Source organism: Streptomyces sp. NBC_01515, assembly GCF_045040345.1.
Taxonomy (GTDB): Bacteria; Actinomycetota; Actinomycetes; order Streptomycetales; family Streptomycetaceae; genus Streptomyces.
The window spans coordinates 3,017,261-3,039,405 of the sequence record NZ_CP109416.1 but is presented as its reverse complement, the minus strand read 5'-3'; the positions used below and the strand labels follow the sequence as shown (position 1 = coordinate 3,039,405).

General features: G+C 70.6%; 20 protein-coding genes. 13 read left to right on the top strand and 7 right to left on the bottom strand.

The genetic code is table 11. The features are described 5' to 3' along the window. The first annotated feature begins 405 nt into the window (after window positions 1-405). Window positions 406-1,545 carry a glycosyltransferase family 4 protein gene (locus OG407_RS13405; RefSeq protein WP_405857943.1) on the top strand — a complete coding sequence of 380 codons (1,140 nt, stop codon included), beginning with the start codon at window positions 406-408 and terminating at the stop codon, window positions 1,543-1,545. Between the two features lie 132 nt (window positions 1,546-1,677). Here the strand turns inward: OG407_RS13405 and OG407_RS13400 are convergent, their stop codons facing one another. The 4 genes from OG407_RS13400 to OG407_RS13385 form a co-directional block, all read right to left on the bottom strand. After that, window positions 1,678-3,324: a PucR family transcriptional regulator gene (locus OG407_RS13400; RefSeq protein ID WP_405857941.1), complete on the bottom strand. Its 1,647-nt coding sequence runs from the start codon at window positions 3,322-3,324 to the stop codon at window positions 1,678-1,680. Window positions 3,325-3,418: 94 nt separating this feature from the next. Beyond that, entirely contained in the window at window positions 3,419-3,634 is a 216-nt protein-coding gene (locus OG407_RS13395) for a DUF6243 family protein (RefSeq protein ID WP_403590541.1), read from the bottom strand. A gap of 62 nt (window positions 3,635-3,696) precedes the next feature. Continuing rightward, complete coding sequence (locus OG407_RS13390) at window positions 3,697-4,314, bottom strand: exonuclease domain-containing protein (protein ID WP_405868390.1); 618 nt, start codon at window positions 4,312-4,314, stop codon at window positions 3,697-3,699. A gap of 128 nt (window positions 4,315-4,442) precedes the next feature. After that, complete coding sequence (locus tag OG407_RS13385; protein ID WP_403590609.1) at window positions 4,443-6,245, bottom strand: glycoside hydrolase family 15 protein; 1,803 nt, start codon at window positions 6,243-6,245, stop codon at window positions 4,443-4,445. A gap of 533 nt (window positions 6,246-6,778) precedes the next feature. Here OG407_RS13385 and OG407_RS13380 point away from each other — a divergent pair. The 12 genes from OG407_RS13380 (at window position 6,779) to OG407_RS13325 (ending at window position 20,377) form a co-directional block, all read left to right on the top strand. Continuing rightward, the gene (locus tag OG407_RS13380) at window positions 6,779-8,446 is read left to right on the top strand and encodes a CTP synthase (RefSeq protein WP_405857939.1); all 1,668 of its coding nucleotides are present in this window, start codon (window positions 6,779-6,781) and stop codon (window positions 8,444-8,446) included. A 124-nt stretch (window positions 8,447-8,570) separates the two neighbouring features. Continuing rightward, window positions 8,571-9,197 (top strand): NUDIX domain-containing protein, encoded by a 627-nt coding sequence (locus OG407_RS13375; protein ID WP_405857937.1) that lies wholly within the window; start codon window positions 8,571-8,573, stop codon window positions 9,195-9,197. A 171-nt stretch (window positions 9,198-9,368) separates the two neighbouring features. Next, window positions 9,369-11,456 (top strand): tetratricopeptide repeat protein, encoded by a 2,088-nt coding sequence (locus OG407_RS13370; RefSeq protein ID WP_405857935.1) that lies wholly within the window; start codon window positions 9,369-9,371, stop codon window positions 11,454-11,456. A gap of 142 nt (window positions 11,457-11,598) precedes the next feature. After that, window positions 11,599-12,714, top strand: a complete 1,116-nt coding sequence (gene ald / locus OG407_RS13365) for an alanine dehydrogenase (protein WP_366097855.1) — start codon at window positions 11,599-11,601, stop codon at window positions 12,712-12,714. Between the two features lie 359 nt (window positions 12,715-13,073). Continuing rightward, window positions 13,074-14,252 carry a ParA family protein gene (locus tag OG407_RS13360; RefSeq protein WP_365308520.1) on the top strand — a complete coding sequence of 393 codons (1,179 nt, stop codon included), beginning with the start codon at window positions 13,074-13,076 and terminating at the stop codon, window positions 14,250-14,252. Continuing rightward, window positions 14,237-14,788, top strand: coding sequence for a hypothetical protein (locus OG407_RS13355; protein ID WP_366497819.1), 552 nt, complete (start codon window positions 14,237-14,239; stop codon window positions 14,786-14,788). The genes OG407_RS13360 and OG407_RS13355 overlap by 16 nt, the downstream gene beginning before the upstream one ends. An 18-nt stretch (window positions 14,789-14,806) precedes the next feature. Beyond that, window positions 14,807-15,814, top strand: a complete 1,008-nt coding sequence (locus OG407_RS13350; RefSeq protein ID WP_405857933.1) for a segregation and condensation protein A — start codon at window positions 14,807-14,809, stop codon at window positions 15,812-15,814. Further along, window positions 15,811-16,467 (top strand): SMC-Scp complex subunit ScpB, encoded by a 657-nt coding sequence (scpB, locus tag OG407_RS13345; protein WP_328684223.1) that lies wholly within the window; start codon window positions 15,811-15,813, stop codon window positions 16,465-16,467. The genes OG407_RS13350 and scpB overlap by 4 nt, the downstream gene beginning before the upstream one ends. Beyond that, a complete protein-coding gene (locus OG407_RS13340) occupies window positions 16,467-17,693 on the top strand; it encodes a pseudouridine synthase (protein WP_405857931.1) in 1,227 nt (408 codons plus the stop codon). The genes scpB and OG407_RS13340 overlap by 1 nt, the downstream gene beginning before the upstream one ends. 183 nt (window positions 17,694-17,876) lie before the next feature. Next, a complete protein-coding gene (locus OG407_RS13335; protein WP_405857929.1) occupies window positions 17,877-18,605 on the top strand; it encodes an NUDIX hydrolase in 729 nt (242 codons plus the stop codon). After that, complete coding sequence (locus OG407_RS13330) at window positions 18,602-19,624, top strand: ADP-ribosylglycohydrolase family protein (protein WP_405857927.1); 1,023 nt, start codon at window positions 18,602-18,604, stop codon at window positions 19,622-19,624. The genes OG407_RS13335 and OG407_RS13330 overlap by 4 nt, the downstream gene beginning before the upstream one ends. Window positions 19,625-19,627: 3 nt before the next feature. Further along, window positions 19,628-20,377, top strand: coding sequence for a DNA polymerase beta superfamily protein (locus OG407_RS13325; RefSeq protein WP_405857926.1), 750 nt, complete (start codon window positions 19,628-19,630; stop codon window positions 20,375-20,377). Here OG407_RS13325 and OG407_RS13320 read toward each other — a convergent pair. From OG407_RS13320 to OG407_RS13310, 3 genes are read right to left on the bottom strand one after another with little or no spacing between them, the layout of a single operon-like run. Beyond that, window positions 20,303-21,046, bottom strand: a complete 744-nt coding sequence (locus OG407_RS13320) for a DNA polymerase beta superfamily protein (RefSeq protein ID WP_405857924.1) — start codon at window positions 21,044-21,046, stop codon at window positions 20,303-20,305. The two genes, OG407_RS13325 and OG407_RS13320, sit on opposite strands and share 75 nt — an antisense overlap. A gap of 21 nt (window positions 21,047-21,067) precedes the next feature. Next, window positions 21,068-21,481 carry a Rieske (2Fe-2S) protein gene (locus tag OG407_RS13315; RefSeq protein ID WP_405857922.1) on the bottom strand — a complete coding sequence of 138 codons (414 nt, stop codon included), beginning with the start codon at window positions 21,479-21,481 and terminating at the stop codon, window positions 21,068-21,070. A gap of 49 nt (window positions 21,482-21,530) precedes the next feature. Beyond that, window positions 21,531-22,115: a DUF6529 family protein gene (locus tag OG407_RS13310; RefSeq protein ID WP_405857920.1), complete on the bottom strand. Its 585-nt coding sequence runs from the start codon at window positions 22,113-22,115 to the stop codon at window positions 21,531-21,533. Between the last annotated feature and the right edge of the window lie 30 nt (window positions 22,116-22,145).

The following is a 22,145-nucleotide window of genomic DNA, read 5'->3' as shown; positions in this document are numbered from 1 at the left end:
GTACCGGGGTTGGTGCGCCCAGGGCCTGGAGCGGAACTGGCCGCCGCCACGATCGGCGCCGCCGGTGCGGTACTGCCGGACGGGCGGGGCGGTGTGTGAGTGTGCCTTCTTGGACGGGGCGGGCTCGGGCGGTCTGTGAGCGTGCTTCCTCGCACGCGGCCCGCTGCACGCACCCCTCCCGCCTCACCCACCACAGAACCCCCCGCCCCCTCACTCGTACGGGTGATCCCCGCGCCCCTGTTGCCCTTCCGCACAGCCCCCACACCTTCCCGCGTTGTCGGAACACCCGTACGTGCTGGCATCCTTGAGACGGAACGCGTAGGAAGCGTGCGGTACACCCCCTCCGCCCGATCCTTCTGTACTTTCTTCGTGACCGCCCGTCGCCGAACCAGGAGCCCCGGCCACGTGACCCCCGTGAGCAGCCACTCACCGCACGGCCAGTCGCCGCTGCGCACCGTGCAGGTGCTCGGCGGAGGCAATGCCGCCAGTAGCGCGCATGTGCGCTCCCTGGCCTCCGGGCTCGTCGCGCGGGGCGTGCGGGTCACGGTGTGCGCCCCCGTCGAGGCCGATCACACCTACGACTTCACGGGCACCGGTGCCGAACACGTGCACGTGCCCCGCAGCAGCGACCCGGCGTCCGTCGCCGCGCTGCGAGCCGCCTGCGCGGACGCCGACCTGGTCCACGCGCACGGCCTGCACGCCTCCTTCCGCGCCGTCCTCGCCCTCAGCGGCCGCCGCACCCCGCTCGTCGTCACGTGGCACAACCGCGCCCACGCCGAAGGAGCGCGGGCGCACCTGCTGCGGCTGCTGGAGCGGCGGGTCGTGAAGGCCGCCGTGGTCGTCCTCGGGACCACGTCCGATCTGGTCGACCGGGCCCGGCGGAGCGGCGCCCGGGACGCCCGCCTCGCCGCCGTCGCACTCCCGGGACCGCGCCGGGCCGCCGTGGACCACGAAGACCCCGATCGGCTGAGCCCCAAGCTCCGGGCCGAACTCGGCGCCACCGCCCGCCCGTTGCTCGTCGCCGTCGGCTCCCTCGACCGGCAGCGCGGCTACGACACGCTCCTGGACGCCTCGCGCGGCTGGTGCCGCCTCGATCCGACGCCGTTGCTCGTGATCGCGGGGGAGGGGCCGCTGCGGGGCGAGTTGCAGCGCCGGATCGAGGACGAGGAACTGCCGGTGCGGCTCATCGGGCGGCGCGACGACGTGAGCGAACTCCTCGCCGCCGCCGATGTCGCCCTCCTGCCCAGCAGCTGGGAGTCCCGCTCGATGATCGCCCAGGAGGCCCTCCACGCCCGCGTGCCGCTCGTCGCGACCGCCGTCGGCGGCATCCCCGAACTCGTCGGCGACGCCGCCGAACTCGTGCCCTACGGCGATGCGAAAGCCCTCGCCGACGCGGTCACCGGCCTGCTGCGCGACCCCGAACGCCGGGAACTGCTCCGGGAGAAGGGCGCCCGACAGGCGGCGACTTGGCCGACGGAGGACGAGACCGTCGCCCAAGTGCTGAGCGTCTACGACGAGTTGACCCAGCCTCTGCCGTTGACCTGAGTGCGGACCCTTGTGGGGCGAGCCTGCGTGTGCGCGGCGCGAGGCTCGATGCCAGTACCGTCTACGACGAGTTGGCCCAGCCCCAGCCTCAGCCCCAGCCCCCATCCCCTGCCGCTGACCCGAGACGGACTTCTACGGCACTAGCCTGCGGGCCCGCAGCGCCAGGCTCAACGCCAGTACCGTCTGCGGGTCTTCGAGGTCCGTGCCGAGCAACTCCCCGATGCGGGCGAGCCTGTTGTAGAGGGTCTGCCGGTTGAGGTGGAGTTCGCGGGCCGTCTCCGCCTTGCGGCCCGCGTGGGCCAAGTACGTTTCCAGGGTGGGCAGTAGCGGCGGCTTGGAGCGGTTGTCGTGGTCGCGGAGCGGGCCGATCGCGCGGTCCACGAAGGCCGCGAGGTCCGGGTGGTCGCGGAGGCGCCACAGCAGCAGCTCGATGTCCAGGCGCCGGGCGTCGTACCAGGGCTGGTCGGTCAGGCCCTGTGCCGCCGTCGCCGTCTCGGCCGCGTGCCGTAGACCCGCCGATGCCGCCGCCCAGCCGCCGGCCACGCCGACGACCACGATCGGGGGCTGCGCGCCCGGGCGTTGCATCCCGGCCCGCTCAACTCCCGCGCGCAGCGCCGCCGCCACTCGGTCCGCGACCGCCGATCGCTCCGACTCCGAGCGCAGGCCGAGGAGGAGCGGGACGCGGCCCTCGACCGGTCGTACGCCCAGCAGGACCGGGACGCCCACCGAGGCGAGTTCCTCGGCGACCGCGCGGGCCAGGACCGCCCAGCCGCCGCCGGGGGCGGTCAGGGCGTCGCCCAGCCGCATGACCACCGGCAGCAGCGGGCTGGTGCCGGGCTTGAAGCCCAGTACGCGGGCCTGTGCCGGGGCGTCGTCGGCGGCGATGCGGCCCTCGGCGAGGTCGGTGAGGAAGTCGCCGCGTCCGCGGGCCGCCAGTTCCTCCTCCTGGCGGGCCTGCATCAGGACCACGGCGAGGATGTCCGCGGCCCGTTCGGCGGCGATGCGGTGCACGGGGGCCAGGGGAGCGCGGACCGGGAGAAGGACGATTCGCGCCCGCACCGAACCCGTACCGGGACCACCGCCCGGCACGTCCACCACCACCGAACCGGCGGGCGGCGACACGTCCTTGTGCTGGCCGCGCAGCCCCTCCCAGACCTGGAGCGGGTCGGCGCCCTCGGGGCCCGATCCCGCCGCGTAGAGGAGTTGGCCGTCCGGGGTCTCCAGGAAGACCGGGTTGCCGCTGAAGTCGGCCAGGATGCCCAGGACTTGGGGGATTCCGCCGCCGCCGAGCAGGGCCTCCGTGCAGCGGCGGTGGACCTCCTCGGCCTGCTGGAGCAGCGCGTAGTGGCCGTTGACGATCTCGGTGTGGATCTCCTCGGTGACCGCCACGAACGGCACCTCGCGGTGCAGCTGGACGAGGGGGAGGCCGGTCGCGCGGGCCGTCTCGACCAGGGTGGCGGGGAGACGGTCGAAGCGCGGGCCGAGTTCGACGACCAGGGCCGCGATGCCCCGCTCGGCGAGGGTGCGGACGAACGCACGCTGCTCCGCCGGGCGTGTGCCGAGGCCGTAGCCCGTGGTCAGGAGGAGTTCGCCGCCCTTGAGGAGGGAGGCGATGTTCGGGACCTCGCCCGCGTGCACCCACCGCACGGTCCGCTGGAGCCGGTCGGCGCCCGCCAGGATCTCCGGCAGCCCGCTGCGCAGCCCGGGCAGCTCCAGCGCCCGCTGAACGGTGATGCCGGCGCCCTGGCTGTCGAATGTGCTGTCCGTACGGCTGTCCATGCAGCGGACGGTACCTGCGGAAACGCCCCGGGCACATCTCGGGCCCGGGGCGTGCGCTCGGCGGCGGTGTCCAGTTCCCTGCCGCGGCGGTGTGTCAGCTCTGTGCGGTGTCCTCGTCCGGCTGGCCGGCGTCCTCGGCCGCGCGGGCCTTCTCGCGCATCTTGCGTACCAGCTCCGCCTTCTGGTCGGCCGCGCTCTGGCGGTCGAGGTTGCGGTGCGGACCGTGGTTCTGCCGTTCGGCGCGGGACTGCTTCTTGCGCTGGCCGCCGCCCATGCCCACGGGGTTGTTGATGTTCTTGCTCACGGTCACGGGTTCTCCCGGTAGTGATGTGGAGTGATCTACGGATTCATCGGAAGAACACGACAAGGACGTTACCCGGTTCCATCGGCCCCTCGCACCAATCTGTTCGCCGCCGCGGGCGTTGTGTCCGGCCAGGTGCCCCGCTCCGACAGATGGAGAACGAGGGCGGCGATGTTCCAGGCATCGTCCTCGCCGCGGTGGTGCCGGCCTTCGAGCCGCAGTCCGGCGATTTCCAGGGCCTGCGCCATGCCGGGGCGTTTGCGCAGGCCGTATGCCTCGGTGAAGGCCGTTTTGGCGTTGGTGTGGTGTTGGCCGAAGGGGTAGGGCGTCCGGGTGTGCCGGCACTGCAGGGTGAACTGGTTGCGGTCGTAGTCGCCCCAACTGGCCCACGGGCGGGACCCGGCGTGGTGGTCGGCCGCCAGCAGCCGGCACGCCTCGGCGAAGCCGACCCCTCCGTCCACCTCGTGCTGCGTGAGGCCGGTCAGCTCCGTGCAGAACGCGCTGACCGTGGACCGGACAGGCCGCACCAGGATCCGATGCCGGGCGAGGCGCTCCGCGGTGGCCAGGTCGACGACGGTCAGTCCGATCTCGATGATCTCGCTGACCTCGCCCGGCGGTTGGCCACGATCCCAGCAGGTGGCTTCGACGTCCACGACGTTCAGGAGCCGCCCGGCCCCGGTGCTGTCCATGCTCTCCATGGCGGGAAGGGTAGGGACGAGCGGCGGCCGGGGCACCTGGATTTCCCGCTGCGGTACGGATGCGGCGGTGCCGCCGTCCCCGGGCACAACTCGGGCCCGGGGCGCGGGCTCGGCGGGTGTCAGCCGCCGTAGGCCCCCGAAGCCGTCAGGCGCAGGGCCGTGTCGATCAGGGGGACGTGGCTGAAGGCCTGCGGGAAGTTGCCGACCTGGCGTTGCAGGCGCGGGTCCCACTCCTCGGCGAGGAGGCCCAGGTCGTTGCGGAGCGACAGGAGCTTCTCGAAGAGCTTGCGGGCCTCGTCCACGCGGCCGATCATCGCGAGGTCGTCCGCCATCCAGAACGAGCAGGCCAGGAACGCGCCCTCGTCGCCGGGGAGGCCGTCCACGCCCTCGTCCGTGCCCGAGGTCGGGTACCGCAGGATGAAGCCGTCCGGGGTGGACAGCTCGCGCTGGATCGCCTCGATCGTGCCGATCACGCGCTTGTCGTCCGGGGGCAGGAAGCCCATCTGCGGGATGAGGAGCAGCGAGGCGTCCAGCTCCTTCGAGCCGTACGACTGCGTGAAGGTGTTGCGCTCCTTGTCGTAGCCGCGCTCGCACACGTCCCGGTGGATGTCGTCGCGCAGTTCGCGCCACTTCTCCAGCGGGCCGTCCGCGTCGCCCGACTCGATCAGCTTGATCGTGCGGTCGACCGCGACCCAGGCCATCACCTTCGAGTGCACGAAGTGGCGGCGCGGGCCGCGCACCTCCCAGATGCCCTCGTCGGGCTCGTCCCAGTGCTTCTCCAGGTAGCGGATCAGCTTCAGCTGGAGGAGGGAGGCGTAGTCGTTGCGGGCCAGGCCCGTCATGTGAGCCAGGTGCAGGGCCTCGGTGACCTCGCCGTAGACGTCCAGCTGGAGCTGGTGCGCCGCGCCGTTGCCCACCCGGACCGGGCCCGAGTTCTCGTAGCCCGGCAGCCAGTCCAGCTCCGCCTCGCCCAGCTCGCGCTCGCCGGCGATGCCGTACATGATCTGCAGGTTCTCCGGGTCACCGGCGACGGCCCGCAGGAGCCACTCGCGCCAGGCGCGGGCCTCCTCGCGGTAGCCGGTGCGCAGGAGCGAGGAGAGGGTGATGGCCGCGTCGCGGAGCCAGGTGTAGCGGTAGTCCCAGTTGCGGACGCCGCCGATCTCCTCCGGGAGGGAGGTGGTGGGCGCGGCGACGATGCCGCCCGTCGGGGCGTACGTCAGCGCCTTCAGCGTGATCAGGGAGCGGACCACCGCCTCGCGGTACGGGCCGTGGTACGTGCACTGGTCGACCCAGTCGCGCCAGAAGTCCTCCGTGGCCTCCAGCGACTGCTCCGGCTCGGGGAGCGCCGGCGGCTGCTTGTGCGAGGGCTCCCACGAGATGGTGAACGCGATGCGGTCACCCGGCGCGACCGTGAAGTCCGCGTACGTCGTGAGCCGCTTGCCGTAGGTCTCCGCCGATGTGTCGAACCACACGGAGTCGGGGCCCGCGACGGCGACCGTGCGGCCCTCGTGCTTGTGCACCCAGGGGACGACCCGGCCGTAGGAGAAACGCATCCGGAGGGCCGAGCGCATCGGGACGCGGCCGGAGATGCCCTCCACGATGCGGATCAGCTGGGGGGCGCCGTCGCGAGGGGGCATGAAATCGGTCACGCGGACCGTGCCTCGCGGGGTGTCCCACTCGGATTCCAGGATCAGCGAGTCGCCGCGGTAGCCGCGCCGGGCCGCCATGGGCGGCGGCGTGTCGGAGGCGTGGGCCGGGCCCAGCCGCCAGAAGCCGTGTTCCTCGGTTCCCAGTAGACCGGCGAAGATGGCATGGGAGTCGAATCGGGGCAGGCAGAGCCAGTCCACCGTGCCGTCCCGGCAGACCAGGGCAGCGGTCTGCATGTCTCCGATGAGTGCGTAATCTTCGATGCGCCCGGCCACGTGCAACTCCAGTCGAACGGCCACGTCGCCCCAGGGAAAAGGGGCGGTCGCTGTGTGCGGTCAAGGGATCGTTTGTAGTGCGTCGTTGAGCCATGAAGCAAATGGGGGTCGTCGCCCAACGGACTGACGAGCTCTCGTTGTTCCGGGAGATACGGGCGGGGGTGGTGCCGTGTTCCGGACCGGCTCGGCAGCGAGTGTCCGAGCAGGATACGACGCACGTAGATGATCTGTGTGCCGCTCTCGCCAACGGACCTGGGCCGAACGGGTGAGCACCCGGTGAGAAGCAGGTAACCAGGGCGCGTCTGTGTCGACGGGAGGCGTGTTCATGTCGATGCAGGTCGCGTCCGTGTCGAGGCGGGCGCGGAGCGTGGCCGGAAGCCATCCCCTCCGGGCGCTGATACCCTGGTAGCCCGTGGACCGGTGGGCAAGAAACCCCCGAACCGCAGCGACGGCGCCTCCAGAAAAACCCGGGTTCTCCGGGCGGGCAGCCGCACCGCACCCCAGACCGCGACCACGGGAGCCCCCTCTTGGCCATGCCGCCCGCTGCTTTCCGAAACAGCAACACCACGACGACCAAGCACATCTTCGTCACCGGGGGTGTCGCCTCCTCACTCGGCAAGGGCCTCACCGCCTCCAGCCTCGGCATGCTCCTCAAGGCGCGGGGCCTGCGCGTCGTGATGCAGAAGCTCGACCCGTACCTGAACGTCGACCCCGGCACGATGAACCCCTTCCAGCACGGTGAGGTGTTCGTCACCAACGACGGTGCCGAGACCGACCTCGACATCGGCCACTACGAGCGCTTCCTCGACCGCGACCTGGACGGCAGCGCCAACGTCACCACGGGCCAGGTCTACTCGACGGTGATCGCCAAGGAGCGGCGCGGCGAGTACCTGGGCGACACCGTGCAGGTCATCCCGCACATCACCAACGAGATCAAGCACCGCATCCGGCGCATGGCGACCGACGAGGTCGACGTCGTCATCACCGAGGTCGGCGGCACGGTCGGCGACATCGAGTCGCTGCCCTTCCTGGAGACGGTCCGCCAGGTCCGCCACGAGGTCGGCCGCGACAACGTGTTCGTCGTCCACATCTCGCTCCTGCCCTACATCGGCCCCTCGGGCGAGCTGAAGACCAAGCCGACCCAGCACTCGGTCGCGGCCCTGCGCAACATCGGCATCCAGCCCGACGCCATCGTGCTGCGCTCCGACCGCGAGGTACCGACCGCGATCAAGCGCAAGATCTCGCTGATGTGCGACGTCGACGAGGCCGCCGTGGTGGCCTGCCCCGACGCCCGCTCGATCTACGACATCCCGAAGACCGTGCACACCGAGGGCCTGGACGCCTATGTCGTCCGCAAGCTGGACCTCCCGTTCCGCGATGTGGACTGGACGACCTGGGACGACCTGCTCGACCGGGTCCACAACCCGGTGCACGAGATCAACCTCGCGCTGGTCGGCAAGTACATCGACCTGCCCGACGCCTACCTCTCGGTCACCGAGGCACTGCGCGCCGGCGGGTTCGCCAACAAGGCCCGCGTGAAGATCAAGTGGGTCACCTCGGACGACTGCAGGACCCCGGCCGGCGCCGCCAAGCAGCTCGCCGACGTGGACGCGATCTGCATCCCCGGCGGCTTCGGCGACCGCGGTGTCTCCGGCAAGGTCGGCGCCATCCAGTACGCCCGCGAGCACAAGATCCCGCTGCTCGGCCTCTGCCTGGGCCTCCAGTGCATCGTGATCGAGGCCGCGCGCAACCTGGCCGGCATCGCGGACGCCAACTCCACCGAGTTCGACCCGGCCACCGGCCACCCGGTCATCTCCACCATGGCCGAGCAGCTCGACATCGTCGCGGGCGAGGGCGACATGGGCGGCACCATGCGCCTGGGCATGTACCCGGCCAAGCTCGCCGAGGGCTCCATCGTGCGCGAGGTCTACGACGGCAAGGAGTACGTCGAGGAGCGCCACCGCCACCGCTACGAGGTCAACAACGCCTACCGCGCCGAGCTGGAGAAGAAGGCCGGTCTGCAGTTCTCCGGCACGTCCCCGGACGGCAAGCTCGTGGAGTACGTGGAGTACCCGCGCGAGGCGCACCCCTACCTCGTCGCGACCCAGGCCCACCCCGAGCTGCGCTCCCGCCCGACCCGGCCGCACCCGCTCTTCGCGGGCCTGGTCAAGGCGGCCGTGGAACGCAAGACGGGCAAGTAGTACGAAGGTTGTACGGTGACCGGGGTGCGCGCCTTCAAAAGGTGTGCACCCCGGCCGTTTTTACGTGACGTCCGTGAACGTGTGGTTCGGGTACGTGGTTCGTGTACGTGTGGAGGGACAGCGCATGACGATCAAGGACACCCCGGAGGAGTGGGAGATCCGGGCGACCGTGACCCCCTTCGTCGGCAACAAGACCTCCGTACGCACCGACGACGTGGTCATGCCCGGCGGCGCCGTCGTGCACCGCGACTACCAGGTCCACCCCGGCTCCGTGGCCGTCCTCGCCCTCGACGAGCAGGACCGGGTGCTGGTCATCAAGCAGTACCGCCACCCCGTACGGCAGAAGCTGTGGGAGATCCCGGCCGGACTGCTCGACATCCCGGGCGAGAACCCGCTGCACGCCGCCCAGCGCGAGCTGTACGAGGAGGCGCACGTCAAGGCCGAGGACTGGCGGGTGCTGACCGACGTCTACACCACGCCCGGCGGCTGCGACGAGGCCATCCGCATCTTCCTGGCCCGGAACCTGTCCGAGGCCGACGGACAGCGCTTCGAGGTGGAGGACGAGGAGGCCGACATGGAGCACGCGCGTGTGCCCCTCGACGACCTGGTCCGCGGGGTCCTCGCGGGCGAGCTGCACAACAACTGCCTCGCCGTCGGCGTCCTCTCCCTGGTCGCCGCCCGGCACGGGGACGGCGTCGACGCGCTGCGCCCCGCCGAGGCGCCGTGGCCCGCGCGTCCCTTCGAGTCCTGAACCCGGACTCCCTTTGCCATCGATCCCCGGTGTGACGATCGGCTGATCCGATCGGGGGACGTGCCCGCCGCGCTCCGCACGGTTCGTCGCAGAGCGTGAACTAGGCTCTGGAATCACCCGATCCGGAGTCCCGGCGGGCTATGCGCGTGCAGTGGGACGGGAGTGTGGCCCGTGACGGATCAGGCGGTGGACACCGGCGGCGTGAGGCTGTCCGAGGACACTACTCCCGAGGGCCAATTCCTGGGCCGCGCAAGAGAGTTGAAGGAGCTGCGCGCCGACATCGAGCGTGCGGGCCTGGACACCATCGCCGGCCGCAAGGCCCCGCGCGCGCGGGTCCTCCTCATCGCGGGCAAGCCCGGCTCCGGCCGCAGCGCGCTGGCCGAGGAACTCGTCCGACAGGTCGCTGACCGTTACGACGCCGGGGTGTTCCGCGCGCGGCTCAGCGAGCCCGACGGCACCCCCGTCCCCACCGAGCGCACCGCCCGCGAACTCCTCACCGCCCTGGAGCTGCCGACCCCGGCCGGCGCCTCCGAGGACGACCTCTCGGACATCCTGCGCGCGGCCCTCACCGACCGGCGGGCGCTGCTCCTGCTGGACGACGCGGCCGACGCCGAGCAGGTCGACGCGCTGCTGCCGGACTCCCCGGACTGCCTGGTCGTCGCCGTCTCCGGCGGCCCGCTCACCGGCATCGCCGACGTCCGCCCCTGCACCCTGGGCGGCCTCGACACCAAGTCCGCACTGGAACTCCTCACCCGCTACACCGGCGCGGTCCGCATCACCGTCGACCCGGTCGCCGCCGAGGGCCTCGTCGAGGTGTGCCGGTCCCAGCCCGCCGCGCTGACCCTGGCCGGCGGCTGGCTCGCCGCCCGCCCGCAGGCGGCCGTGGCCGACCTCGCCAAGCACCTGCACGCAGAGAGCGACGAGGGCGCCCCCCTGAGCCGCGTCTTCCGGCTCGTCTACGGCTCGCTGCCCAGCCCCGCCGCCCGGATACTGCGACTGCTCTCCCTCGCCCCGGCCGGCCTGGTCGACCCGCAGACCGCCTCCGCGCTCGCCGGCTGCTCCGTCAACGGCGCCCGCACCACCCTGGACGACTTCGTCGCGGCCGGCCTGCTGCGGGCCCTGGACTCGCCGCTGCCGCAGTACGAGGTCCCCGGCTGCCTCCAGCCCCTCCTGCACGCCCTCGCCGAGGCCCAGGACCGCCCGGCCGAACTCCAGCTGGCCCGCGCCCGCATGCTGGAGCGGACCGTACGGCTGCTCCAGTCCTGCCGTGCCATCACCGAGACGGACAGCCCCCAGGCCCGCGAGAAACTCCTCGGCACGCCCAGCGCGCTGCGCTTCCCGACCCCCCGGGCCGCCGCCGACTGGCTCCGCGTCCGCCGGCCCGCCCTGCTCGCCTCCGCCCGCCTCGCGGTCGCCGACGGCGAACTCGACACACTGGCCCGCCGGTTGATGTCCCAGCTGGTGCGCGCGATGGTCGCCCACGTCGGCACCCAGGCCGCCGCCCCCGAGCTCTACGGCATCCACCGCCTCGTCCTCGACGTGGCCGAGCGGCGCAACCTGCCCCGCGAGAAGGCCGCCGCGCTGCTCAACCTCGCCGATCTGGACGCGCAGACCGGCCGGACGACCGATGCACTGGCCCGCTACCGGGCCGCGCTGGACGCCGGACGCGAGGCGAACGACCCGTATGCGACCGGCCGCGCGATGGAATCCGTAGGCGGCGCGCACCAGGAGCTGGGGGACCACGACCGGGCCGCCGACTGGTTCGGCCGCGCGCTCGCCCAGCGGCAGGCCCGGGACGAGCGCGTGGACGCCGCCCGGCTCTACGGCCGGATCGGCGCCGCGCACACCTACGCGGGCCGTTACGGCGAGGCGCTCAGGAACTGGCGGGCCGCCGTCGCCGGGCACCGCAAGAACGGTGATGTGGCCGCCCAGGCAAGGGCGTTGAGCGAGCTGGCCCGGGTCCAGGAGTACGCGGGCCGCCCCGAGGAATCACTCGCCACCTGCCACGAGGCCGTCGAGTGGGCGCGCCGCGCCGAGGACGTACGGCTGCAGGCGGCACTGCAGCTGCGGCTGGCCGACACCCTGGACCGGCTCGGCGACCCGGCGTCCGCCGCGCTGCACCGCGGGACGGCCGAGCGGATGCTGGGCGAGGAGCTTGTGGAGGGCCATTCCGCCCCCGAATCCTTGGAATCCGCCTCCGAACCCCTGGAACAAGACGCTAACGCCTGCGAAATCCGTAGTACATCCGCAGAAGATTGATGCATTGAAAGGCTAGACACGGAGAACGCCTTCATTAGACTGGCTCTGCCGCACCTTCTCCTGCGGTCTCCTGGTGTGCTGTGTCATGCCCAGGTATGAGATGTATTGCCCCACACCCTCTGAGCCAAGGACCGTGATCGACGTGAAGGTCGGCATCCCCCGCGAGGTCAAGAACAACGAGTTCCGGGTGGCCATCACCCCCGCCGGCGTGCACGAGCTGGTGCGCCACGGCCACCAGGTCTTCATCGAGCAGAACGCCGGCGTCGGCTCCTCGATCACGGACGACGAGTACGTCTCGGCCGGTGCGCGGATCCTGGCCACCGCCGACGAGGTGTGGGCCACCACCGACCTGCTGCTCAAGGTCAAGGAGCCCATCGCCGAGGAGTACCACCGCCTCCGCAAGGACCAGACGCTCTTCACGTACCTGCACCTCGCCGCCTCCAAGGAGTGCACCGACGCGCTCGTCGAGTCCGGCACCACGGCCATCGCCTACGAGACCGTCGAACTGCCCGGCCGCGCCCTGCCGTTGCTCGCCCCGATGTCCGAGGTCGCGGGCCGGCTGGCCCCGCAGGTCGGCGCCTACCACCTCATGCGCTCGGTCGGCGGCCGCGGTGTCCTCCCCGGCGGTGTCCCCGGCACCCAGCCCGCGCGCGCCGTCGTCATCGGTGGCGGTGTCTCCGGCTGGAACGCCACGCAGATCGCCGTCGGCATGGGCTTCCACGTCACGCTGCTCGACCGCGACATCAACAAGCTCCGCGAGGCCGACAAGGTCTTCGGCACCAAGGTCCGGGCGATCATGTCCAACGCCTTCGAGCTGGAGAAGGCCGTCCTGGACGCCGACCTCGTCATCGGCGCGGTGCTCATCCCGGGCGCCAAGGCACCGAAGCTCGTCACCAACGAACTCGTGTCGCGCATGAAGCCCGGAAGTGTTCTTGTCGACATCGCGATCGACCAGGGCGGCTGCTTCGAGGACTCGCGCCCGACGACCCACGCCGAGCCGACCTTCCCGGTCCACAACTCGGTCTTCTACTGCGTCGCCAACATGCCCGGCGCGGTGCCCAACACGTCGACCTACGCGCTCACCAACGCCACGCTCCCGTACATCGTGGAGCTCGCGAACCGCGGCTGGGCCGACGCGCTGCGACGTGATCCTGCTCTCGCCAAGGGTCTCAACACCCATGACGGCAAGGTGATTTACCGCGAGGTCGCCGAGGCGCACGGACTGGAGCACGTCGAGCTGGAATCGCTGCTCGGCTGACTCTGTCGACTAAGTCACCGTTCAGTAAAAGGCGATACGTCAACACAGGTCGTCAACACCGCACGCCCGGCCGGACCTTGCCCGACAAGGTCCGGCCGGGTGTGTGTATGGTCACTTTGCGGCACTCGGCCAACTCGCCCCGAACGTAACGCTTGAGCCGATTCGTGCACCGGTGAAACCTGCCGTGCGACTGCCGTACGCCCTTGACAGAGGGATGTTTCATTGCCGACACATCGGGCCGGGTAAGGCGGATTGTGTTGCTGCGAACACCCGACACGCCATAGAGTCGCCAACCGTCGGCATGGTGCCACGCTGACCTATCGAGAAATTCCCTGGTCACCAAGGAGGTAAGACGACTTGTGAATGAGTCGACATTTTCTCCCGGGGGTGGTCAACCAGGAACGGCTGCAAGGGGCCAGGAGCCCGCGGGGTTCGAGGCTGTCGGCTCCGTTGCGGTGCGAACCTTCGCAGCCCACCAGGGTCACCAGCAGCCAGGGGTGACCCAGCCAGCACACCAGAGCATGGATGGCCATCACGTGAACGCCATGGCCGGCGATGGAAGGGGCACGCCCCGCAACCAGTTCGCCGACTACGACGAACTGCCCGACGGGCACTTCTACGACCCCGACGCCGAGTACGAGCCCGATCCCGAGTACGCGGCCACGCTCGCGCCCGACGCGGCCCGCCAGCGCCGTGAGCGCGTGGGCCCGACCGGACGCCCGCTGCCCTACTTCCCGATCCCGGGTCCGCTGACCAGTCACGGCCCCGCCACGATCGTCGCGATGTGCAACCAGAAGGGCGGCGTCGGCAAGACCACGTCGACCATCAACCTGGGTGCCGCGCTCGCGGAGTACGGCCGGCGCGTACTGCTCGTCGACTTCGACCCGCAGGGCGCGCTCTCGGTCGGACTGGGCGTCAATCCCATGGAGTTGGACCTCACCGTCTACAACCTGCTCATGGAGCGGGGCATGTCGGCCGACGAGGTGCTTCTCAAGACAGCTGTCCCGAACATGGACTTGCTGCCCAGCAACATCGACTTGTCGGCCGCCGAAGTGCAGTTGGTGAGCGAGGTCGCGCGCGAGTCCACCCTGCAGCGGGCGTTGAAGCCGCTGATGGCCGACTACGACTACATCGTGATCGACTGTCAGCCCTCCCTCGGCCTGCTCACCGTGAACGCCCTGACGGCGGCTCACAAGGTGATCGTGCCGCTGGAGTGCGAGTTCTTCGCGCTGCGCGGAGTCGCGCTGCTGACGGAGACCATCGAGAAGGTCCAGGAGCGCCTCAACCCCGAGTTGGAGCTCGACGGGATCCTCGCCACGATGTACGACTCCCGCACCGTGCACAGCCGTGAGGTCCTCGCCCGCGTGGTCGAGGCGTTCGACGATCACGTCTACCACACGGTCATCGGGCGCACGGTGCGCTTCCCGGAGACCACGGTCGCCGGTGAACCGATCACCACGTACGCCTCCAACTCCGTCGGTGCCGCCGCCTATCGCCAGCTCGCCAGGGAGGTGCTCGCCCGGTGTCACGCCGAGTGAGTCTGCCGGGGGCCGACGAACTGTTCCGTACGACAGGGGGGATGGCGCTTCAGTCGTCCACCCCCAGGAGCCGGGCCAACGGCGAGGCTCGGGTACCGGCTCCGGCGGGGGAGAGCGACGGTGCCGCCGCCGGGGAGGACGCCCCGCAGTCCGTACCCGCCCAGGGCGGTGACGGAGAGGGCGCCGAGCACGTCGCGGCGGACTCGGACGGCGGTGAGTCCCGCAGCCGCTCCGCGGACGGCTCAGGACGCCGTCAGGAGGTGCAGGAAGGTTCTGCCCAGCCTCGGAAGCAGCGACAGCGGGCGCAGGCCAACCGTCGGCCCAGCGGGCGCGAGCGGCACGACGAGAAGATCACCGTGTACGTCTCCGCCGAGGAACTCATCGACCTGGAGCACGCACGCCTGATGCTCCGGGGCGAGCACGGCCTCGCTGTCGACCGCGGCCGGATCGTCCGCGAGGCGGTCGCCGTCGTCCTGGCCGATCTGGAATCCCGCGGGGACGCGAGCATTCTCGTACGCCGGCTTCGCGGGCGGTAGCGGTAGCCTGCGGGGGCCATGACCTCGAACGACGCTCCCGCATCCGGCGCACCGGCCGGCCGTCGGCGTGCGCTGGGCAAGGGGCCGGGTGCGGCTCCGGCGGCCGAGGCCGAGATCGTCGTGGCGGAGCCGGAGTTGGTGCCGGAGCCCGAGGTCGTCGTAGCAGAGCCTGGGGCGGCTGTTGAGGAGGTCTCGGCCGGAGAACCCGGTGACGGGGTCTTCAAGGTGCGGCTCGCCAACTTCGAGGGGCCCTTCGATCTTCTCCTCCAGCTGATCTCGAAGCACAAGCTCGATGTGACCGAGGTGGCGCTGTCCAAGGTCACCGATGAGTTCATGGTGTACATCAGGGCGATGGGTCCTGACTGGGACCTGGACGAGACGACCGAGTTCCTCGTCGTCGCGGCGACCCTGCTGGATCTGAAGGCGGCCAGGCTGCTGCCCGCCGCCGAGGTCGAGGACGAGGCCGATCTCGCGTTGCTGGAGGCGCGGGACTTGTTGTTCGCGCGGTTGTTGCAGTACCGGGCGTACAAGCAGATCGCCGACATCTTCAACCGGCGCCTCGACGAAGAAGCCCGGCGCTATCCCCGTACCGTCGGGCTCGAACCGCACCACGCCGAGCTGCTGCCCGAGGTCGTCATCCGGATCGGGCCCGAGGGCTTCGCCAAGCTCGCCGTGAAGGCGATGCAGCCCAGGCCCAGGCCGCAGGTGTACATCGATCACATCCACGCGCCGCTCGTCAGCGTGCAGGAGCAGGCCGGGATCATGGTCGCGCGGCTGCGGGAGCTGGGCGAGGCCAGCTTCAGCGTGCTCGTGGACGACACCGACGACACCCTGACCGTCGTAGCGAGGTTCCTGGCCCTTCTGGAGCTGTACCGGGAGAAGGCCGTCGCGCTGGACCAGGAGACCGCGCTTGGGGATCTGATCGTGCGCTGGACCGGTGGGGAGGGGGAGGGCGAGCCGGTGGTGACGGACGAGTTCGACCGGCCGCCCGAGCCGCCCAAGGAGACCAAGGAGGAGTCGGCGTGAGCGAGGAGAGCACGGGCGTACCGGCGAGCCCGTCCGCCGTCGCGGATCTCGCCCTCAAGCCCGCTCTGGAGGCCGTCCTGATGGTCGTGGACGAGCCCGCGACCGAGGAACACCTCGCGAAAATACTCCAGCGGCCCAAACGGCGGATCGCGGACGCGTTGCGCGAGCTGGCCGACGAGTACACCGTCCAGGGGCGCGGTTTCGAGCTGCGCCTGATCGCCGGCGGGTGGCGGTTCTACTCGCGGCCGGAGTACGCGCCGGCCGTCGAGGGGTTCGTCCTGGACGGGCAGCAGGCCCGGCTCACGCAGGCGGCGCTGGAGACCCTGGCGGTCGTCGCGTACCGCCAGCCGGTCAGCCGCAGCAGGGTCTCGATGGTCCGCGGAGTCAACTGCGACGGTGTGATGCGCACCCTCTTGCAGCGGGGTCTGGTCGAGGAGGCGGGCACGGAACCCGAAACAGGTGCGATCCTGTACGTGACGACGAACTACTTTCTGGAGCGGATGGGCCTGCGTGGCCTGGACGAGCTCCCGGAGCTCGCGCCCTTCCTCCCTGAGGCTGAGGCGATCGAGGCGGAGACGCTGGAAGGGGTCCCGTCGTTCGATCCGGATGCACCGGATGCAGATGCAGACGAAACGACGACGACGGAACTTTGATGCGAAGCAGTGGCAGTGGCAGCAGTGGTGGCGGCAGCGGTAGGAGCGGCGGGCGCGGTAACCCCCGCGGTTCCGGCGGGGGCGGCGGTCCTCGCGGGGGCGGCGGAGGCGGCAACCCCCGTAGCTCCGGCGCGGGCGGCAACTCCCGGGGAACCGGTGGGGCCGGCAACTCCCGGGGTGCAAGCGGGGGCGGCTCCCAGTCGAGGGGCGCGGGCGGCGCGGGAGGGCGCGACGACAAGCCGAAGCGCGCCGGAAAGCCGCGTCCCGAGGAGCGGCGCTACGACGTGGGCCCCACGGGATCCCACGAAGGTCCCAAGTCAGGGCGGGGTGCCGCCGCGCGCGGTGGTGCCAAGGGCGGCCCCAAGCAGGGCCAGGACACCGGACGCGGGCGCTGGGTGCCGGCGACCTCGCGTGAGTACGACGCGCGGGCCGAGGAGCGCAACCGGGAGCGGTACGCGGGCAAGAAGGACATCAAGCCGCCCAAGACCTTCCCGGGCGCCGAGGCAGAGGGCGAGCGGCTGCAGAAGGTCCTCGCGCGCGCGGGCTACGGCTCCCGGCGGTCCTGCGAGGAGCTGATCGAGCAGTCCCGGGTCGAGGTCAACGGCGAGATCGTCGTCGAGCAGGGGCTGCGCGTCGACCCCGAGCACGACGAGATCAAGGTCGACGGGCTGACGGTGGCGACGCAGTCGTACCAGTTCTTCTCGCTGAACAAGCCCGCCGGTGTCGTCGCGACGATGGAGGACCCCGAGGGCCGGCAGTGCCTCGGCGACTACGTCACCAACCGCGAGACGCGTCTTTTCCACGTCGGGCGGCTCGACACCGAGACCGAGGGTGTGATCCTGCTCACCAACCACGGCGAGCTGGCGCACCGGCTGACGCACCCCAAGTACGGCGTGAAGAAGACCTACCTCGCGCACATCGTGGGCCCGATCCCGCGTGATCTGGGCAAGCAGCTCAAGGACGGCATCCAGCTGGAGGACGGGTACGCGCGTGCGGACCACTTCCGTGTCGTCGAGCAGACCGGCAAGAACTACCTGGTCGAGGTGACCCTCCACGAGGGCCGCAAGCACATCGTGCGGCGCATGCTCGCGGAGGCCGGCTTCCCGGTCGACAAGCTGGTGCGTGTCTCCTTCGGCCCGATCACCCTGGGCGACCAGAAGTCGGGCTGGCTGCGGCGGCTGTCCAACACCGAGGTCGGCATGCTGATGCAGGAAGTCGATCTCTAGGTCGGTTGATTCGTCGCACGCGCGCGTGGCCGGTTCCGGGGTCTCCGGGGCCGGCCGCTTCGTTTTCGTCGTTTCGTTTTCGCTGTTCTGTTCTCGTCGGGTCGCTTTCATCGGGTGCGGGGGGTTGTGCGGGAGCGCGGCCACTCTTTATGGTCTAACTGACCATTAAAGGAGTGGGTGCACGTGACCACATCACCGGGCTACGACAAGTACGCCTTCGAACCTTTCGCCGTCACCGCCGACCTCGCCGTCCTCACGATCCGCGCGGGCACCCTGCATGTACTGCTCGTCGAGCGCGGTCAGGAGCCGTACGCCGGGCACTGGGCGCTGCCCGGTGGCTTCGTGGCGCCGGACGAGTCCGCGGAGACCGCCGCCCGGCGTGAACTCGCCGAGGAGACCGGCCTGTCGGACGTCTCCGGGCTGCACCTGGAGCAGCTGCGGACCTACAGCGAGCCCGACCGCGACCCCCGGATGCGGGTCGTCACCGTCGCCTTCGCCGCACTGCTGCCCGACCCGCCCGAGCCGCGCGCGGGCAGCGACGCGGCGCAGGCCCGCTGGCTGCCGTACGACTCGCTCGGGCCGCTCGCCTTCGACCACGACCGGATCCTGGCCGACGCGCACGAACGGGTGGGCGCCAAGCTGGAGTACAGCTCCCTCGCCACCGCGTTCTGCTCGCCCGAGTTCACGCTCGGGGAGCTGCAACAGGTCTACGAGACCGTGTGGGGCTCGGAGTTGGACCGCCCGAACTTCCGCCGCAAGGTGCTCGCCACGCCGGGTTTCGTCGAACCGGTGCTGGGCGGGGCCAAGTTGACCGGCGGTCGCGGCAAGCCGGCCGCGCTGTACCGCGCCGGAACCGCAACCGCCCTGTACCCGCCGCTGCTTCGGCCGACCCGGGAAGGGCGTTCCGCATGACTACGTCGACTGTCCGCAAGCGTGCCGCCACGGGCGCCCTGGTGGGGCTCGCCCTCGGGGACGCGCTCGGTTTCCCGACCGAGTTCAACGCCGTGCCGGACATCCTTGCCAAGTGCGGTCCCTGGCGGGAGATGGAGTTGCCGAGGCCCGCGATCGTCACCGATGACACGCAGATGACGCTGGCGTTGGGGCGGGGGTTGCGAACTGCCATGGAACGGGGGCTGCTTGGGCCCAAGCGGATGGAACGGCCGGTGCGTGAGGAGTTCGTGGACTGGTACCAGTCGCCGGACAACAACCGTGCCCCCGGCCGGACTTGCCTCGTCGCCTGCAATCTGCTGAAGAGTGAGGGGCGGGTGTGGCAGGACGCCAGTCAGATCGGTTCGAAGGGCTGCGGGGCCAACATGCGCGTCGCACCGATCGGGCTCGTCCCCGGCCTCGACGATGAACAGCGTTCCGGCGCCGCCCAGTTGCAGTCCGCGCTGACCCACGGCCACCCGACCGCCCTCGCCGCGTCCGACCTCACCGCGCACGCCGTACGGCTGCTCGCGCAGGGTGCGGAACCGACCGGGCTGGTCGGGCTGCTGAGGTCGTACGCCGTCGAGAACCGGACCCGGTACAACCACCGTTGGCTGGGCGACTTGTGGACGCGGAGCCAGGACCCTACGCCCGAGCACTTCATCGCGCGGGGCTGGGACGAGTGCCTGGAGGTACTCGGCCGGCTTGAGGAAGCAGTGCGGACCGTGTCCCCGGAGACCGACCCGTGTCTGGCCACCGGTGCGGGCTGGATCGCCGAAGAGGCCCTGGCCACTGGGCTGTTGTGCTTCCTGCTCTTCGTGGAGGAGCCGGTGACCGCGTTGCGGCGCGCGGCTTGTACGTACGGTGACTCGGACTCGATCGCTTGTCTTGCGGGGGCGTTCGCGGGGGCGCATCTGGGGGCGGATGCGTGGCCCGAGGAGTGGGCGGGGCGGATCGAGTACCGGGGGGAGCTGTTGGGGCTGGGGGCGCTTTGGGATGCTTGACGGATGATCGACGCCCTGGACATCGACCTCAAGCCCGTCGTGGCGGAGCAGCCCGACCCCCTGCTCTTCGCCACCGTCTCAGGCGCGCACCTCTACGGCTTCCCGTCCCGCGACTCGGATGTGGACCTGCGGGGCGTGCACCTGCTGTCGACAGCCGAACTCGTAGGCCTGCGCGAGCCGGATGAGACACGGTCGAAGATGTGGCTGCGGGACGGCGTCGAGATGGACCTCGTCACCCACGACCTGCGTAAGTTCGTACGGCTGATGCTGCGGCGTAACGGCTATGTGCTGGAGCAGCTGTTGTCGCCGCTCGTGGTGCACACCACCGATGCTCACCAGGAACTGGCCGCGCTCGCACCGGGTGTTCTCACCAGCCATCACGCCCACCACTACCGGGGGTTCGCCACTACGCAGTGGCGGCTGTTCGAGAAGACCGGCGAACTCAAGCCGCTGCTCTACACGTTCCGTGTGCTGCTCACCGGTATTCACCTGATGCGCAGCGGCGAGGTGCGGGCCCATCTGCCCACGCTCGTCGGGGAGGTCGAGGCTCCGCCGTACATCACGGAGCTGATCGAGGCGAAGGTCGAGCGGGAGCACGGGGCCGCCGACGTCGACCACGGGCGCGTGCGGGCCGATGTGGAGCGCCTGCACGGCGTGTTGGACGAGGCGCAAGGGGCGTCAGTCCTGCCGGACACCCCGAGTACGTACGACGCCCTGCACGAGTTCGTCGTACGGGTCCGGCTGGAGAGCTGAGGCGCGGCGGACCTCGATCAGGAAGTCCTCCACGCGTCGGCGGTCCGGCTCCGCCGGGAGGGGGGTGCCGGTGGCTGCCTCGTCCGTCTCTGTTGCTAGGCGGGTCATCCAGGACTCGACTTCCGGCCAGGGGACTTCGCCGCGCTTCACCGCGAGGAGCGGGGCGCGTTGGTCGCCGACGTCGATCCTCAGGGTGCCCGTGCGGAGCAGATCGCGGGCGCTGGTGAGGAGGCGGAGGAGGTGCATCGCGTGTTTCCAACGGGGGGCGCCGTGCGTGCGGATGTCGACCTCCAGCTTCTTGCGCTGGCCCAACGCGTAGCGCGTGAACGTCTCGTGGACCCGGCGGGAGAGGAACGCGTCGCGCAGGGCGAGGAGTTCGCGGCCGGTGGCGTCGACGCGCTCGACGAGGGGGGAGTGGAGGCACTCCAGGATGTTCGGGTTGGCGCGCAGGGCCAGTTCGCAGAAGCGCTCCAGCTCCCAGCTGAACTGCTCCTCCGCCGGGCCCTCGATGTGCGTCGGCGGCTTGTCGAAGCGCCAGAAGAGGGGAGTGGGGGCCACGAACACGCCCCGGCGATCCGTGTCGCTGCCGTCCGTCGCCAGGCCGAAGGCGCGCGAACCCATCACGCAGGCGTAGATCGTGTGGTCGCGGACCAGGCTCTCGAACGGCATTTCCGGAGCGTACGTGGCATCTCACGCCAGGCGGATCGAATTTCCCTCCACCTTGATCTGCTCGGAGGGCAGCGGCTTCGGTGCCGGTCCCGCCTCCACGGAACCGTCCGCGATGCGGTACTTGCTGCCGTGGCACGGGCAGTCGATGGTGCCGTTCGCGACGGTGCCGACCGTGCAGCCCTGGTGGGTGCAGATCGCCGAGAAGGCCTTGAACTCGTCCTTCTTCGGCTGGGTCACCACGATCTTCTGGTCCTTGAAGATCTTGCCGCCGCCGACGGGGATGTCGGAGGTCTTCGCCAACTCCTGGCCGCCGGTGGCCTTCACGGACGACGAGCCCGAGGAGTCGTTGCTGTCGCCGTACTTGCTGCAGCCGGCGGTGAGCGCGGCGGCCGCACCCGTCGCGAGGACCGTGCGGCGCGTCGAGCTGTCGGTCATGTAGTCACTCCGAAGGGGGGCGTCGTGTGGTTGCTACGACGATGGCTGGTCATGTCGTCACTCCGACGGTGCGGAAGAACCAGAGGGCGGATGTCAGCCAGAGCAGCGTGAGGACGGTGAAGACCAAGCCGCCGATGACCGGCAGCAGCCAGCCGGGCAGGCGTTCCGAGCGGAGCAGCAGCATCTTGGCACTGAAGGCGCCGAAGAACGCGCACCCCAGGAGGGAATGCCACATCACGCGTGTCGAGTACGTCTGGTAGCCGAACGCGTAGAGGCAGTGCACCGCGACCGGCACCGCCACCAGGAACGCGATCCGCCCCGACCAGCGGTGCAGCGTCGCCGACCAACTCGGGCCCGGCAGCCTGCCGTAGACCATGAAGGCCGAGACGAGCTGGACGAGGGCGAAGAAGAACGCGGTCGTCGCTAGCCAGGACTTCACCGCGCCCGTGCTGCTGAAGCCGGCGAGGTTGAAGGCGGTGCCCGCCGGGTCGTGGACCTTGCCGTAGACGCCGAGTCCGACCGCTACGGCCGCGGCCACTAGGGCCGGGACCAGGTAGCGGGCGGGGCTGTCGTGGGGGCGTGCGGGTGGGCGCGGGGGGTAGGCCTGGGTGGCGGCGTTCGGGTCGGCGGTCATGATCGGCTCCCTGAGGCGGATGGTGGGTCA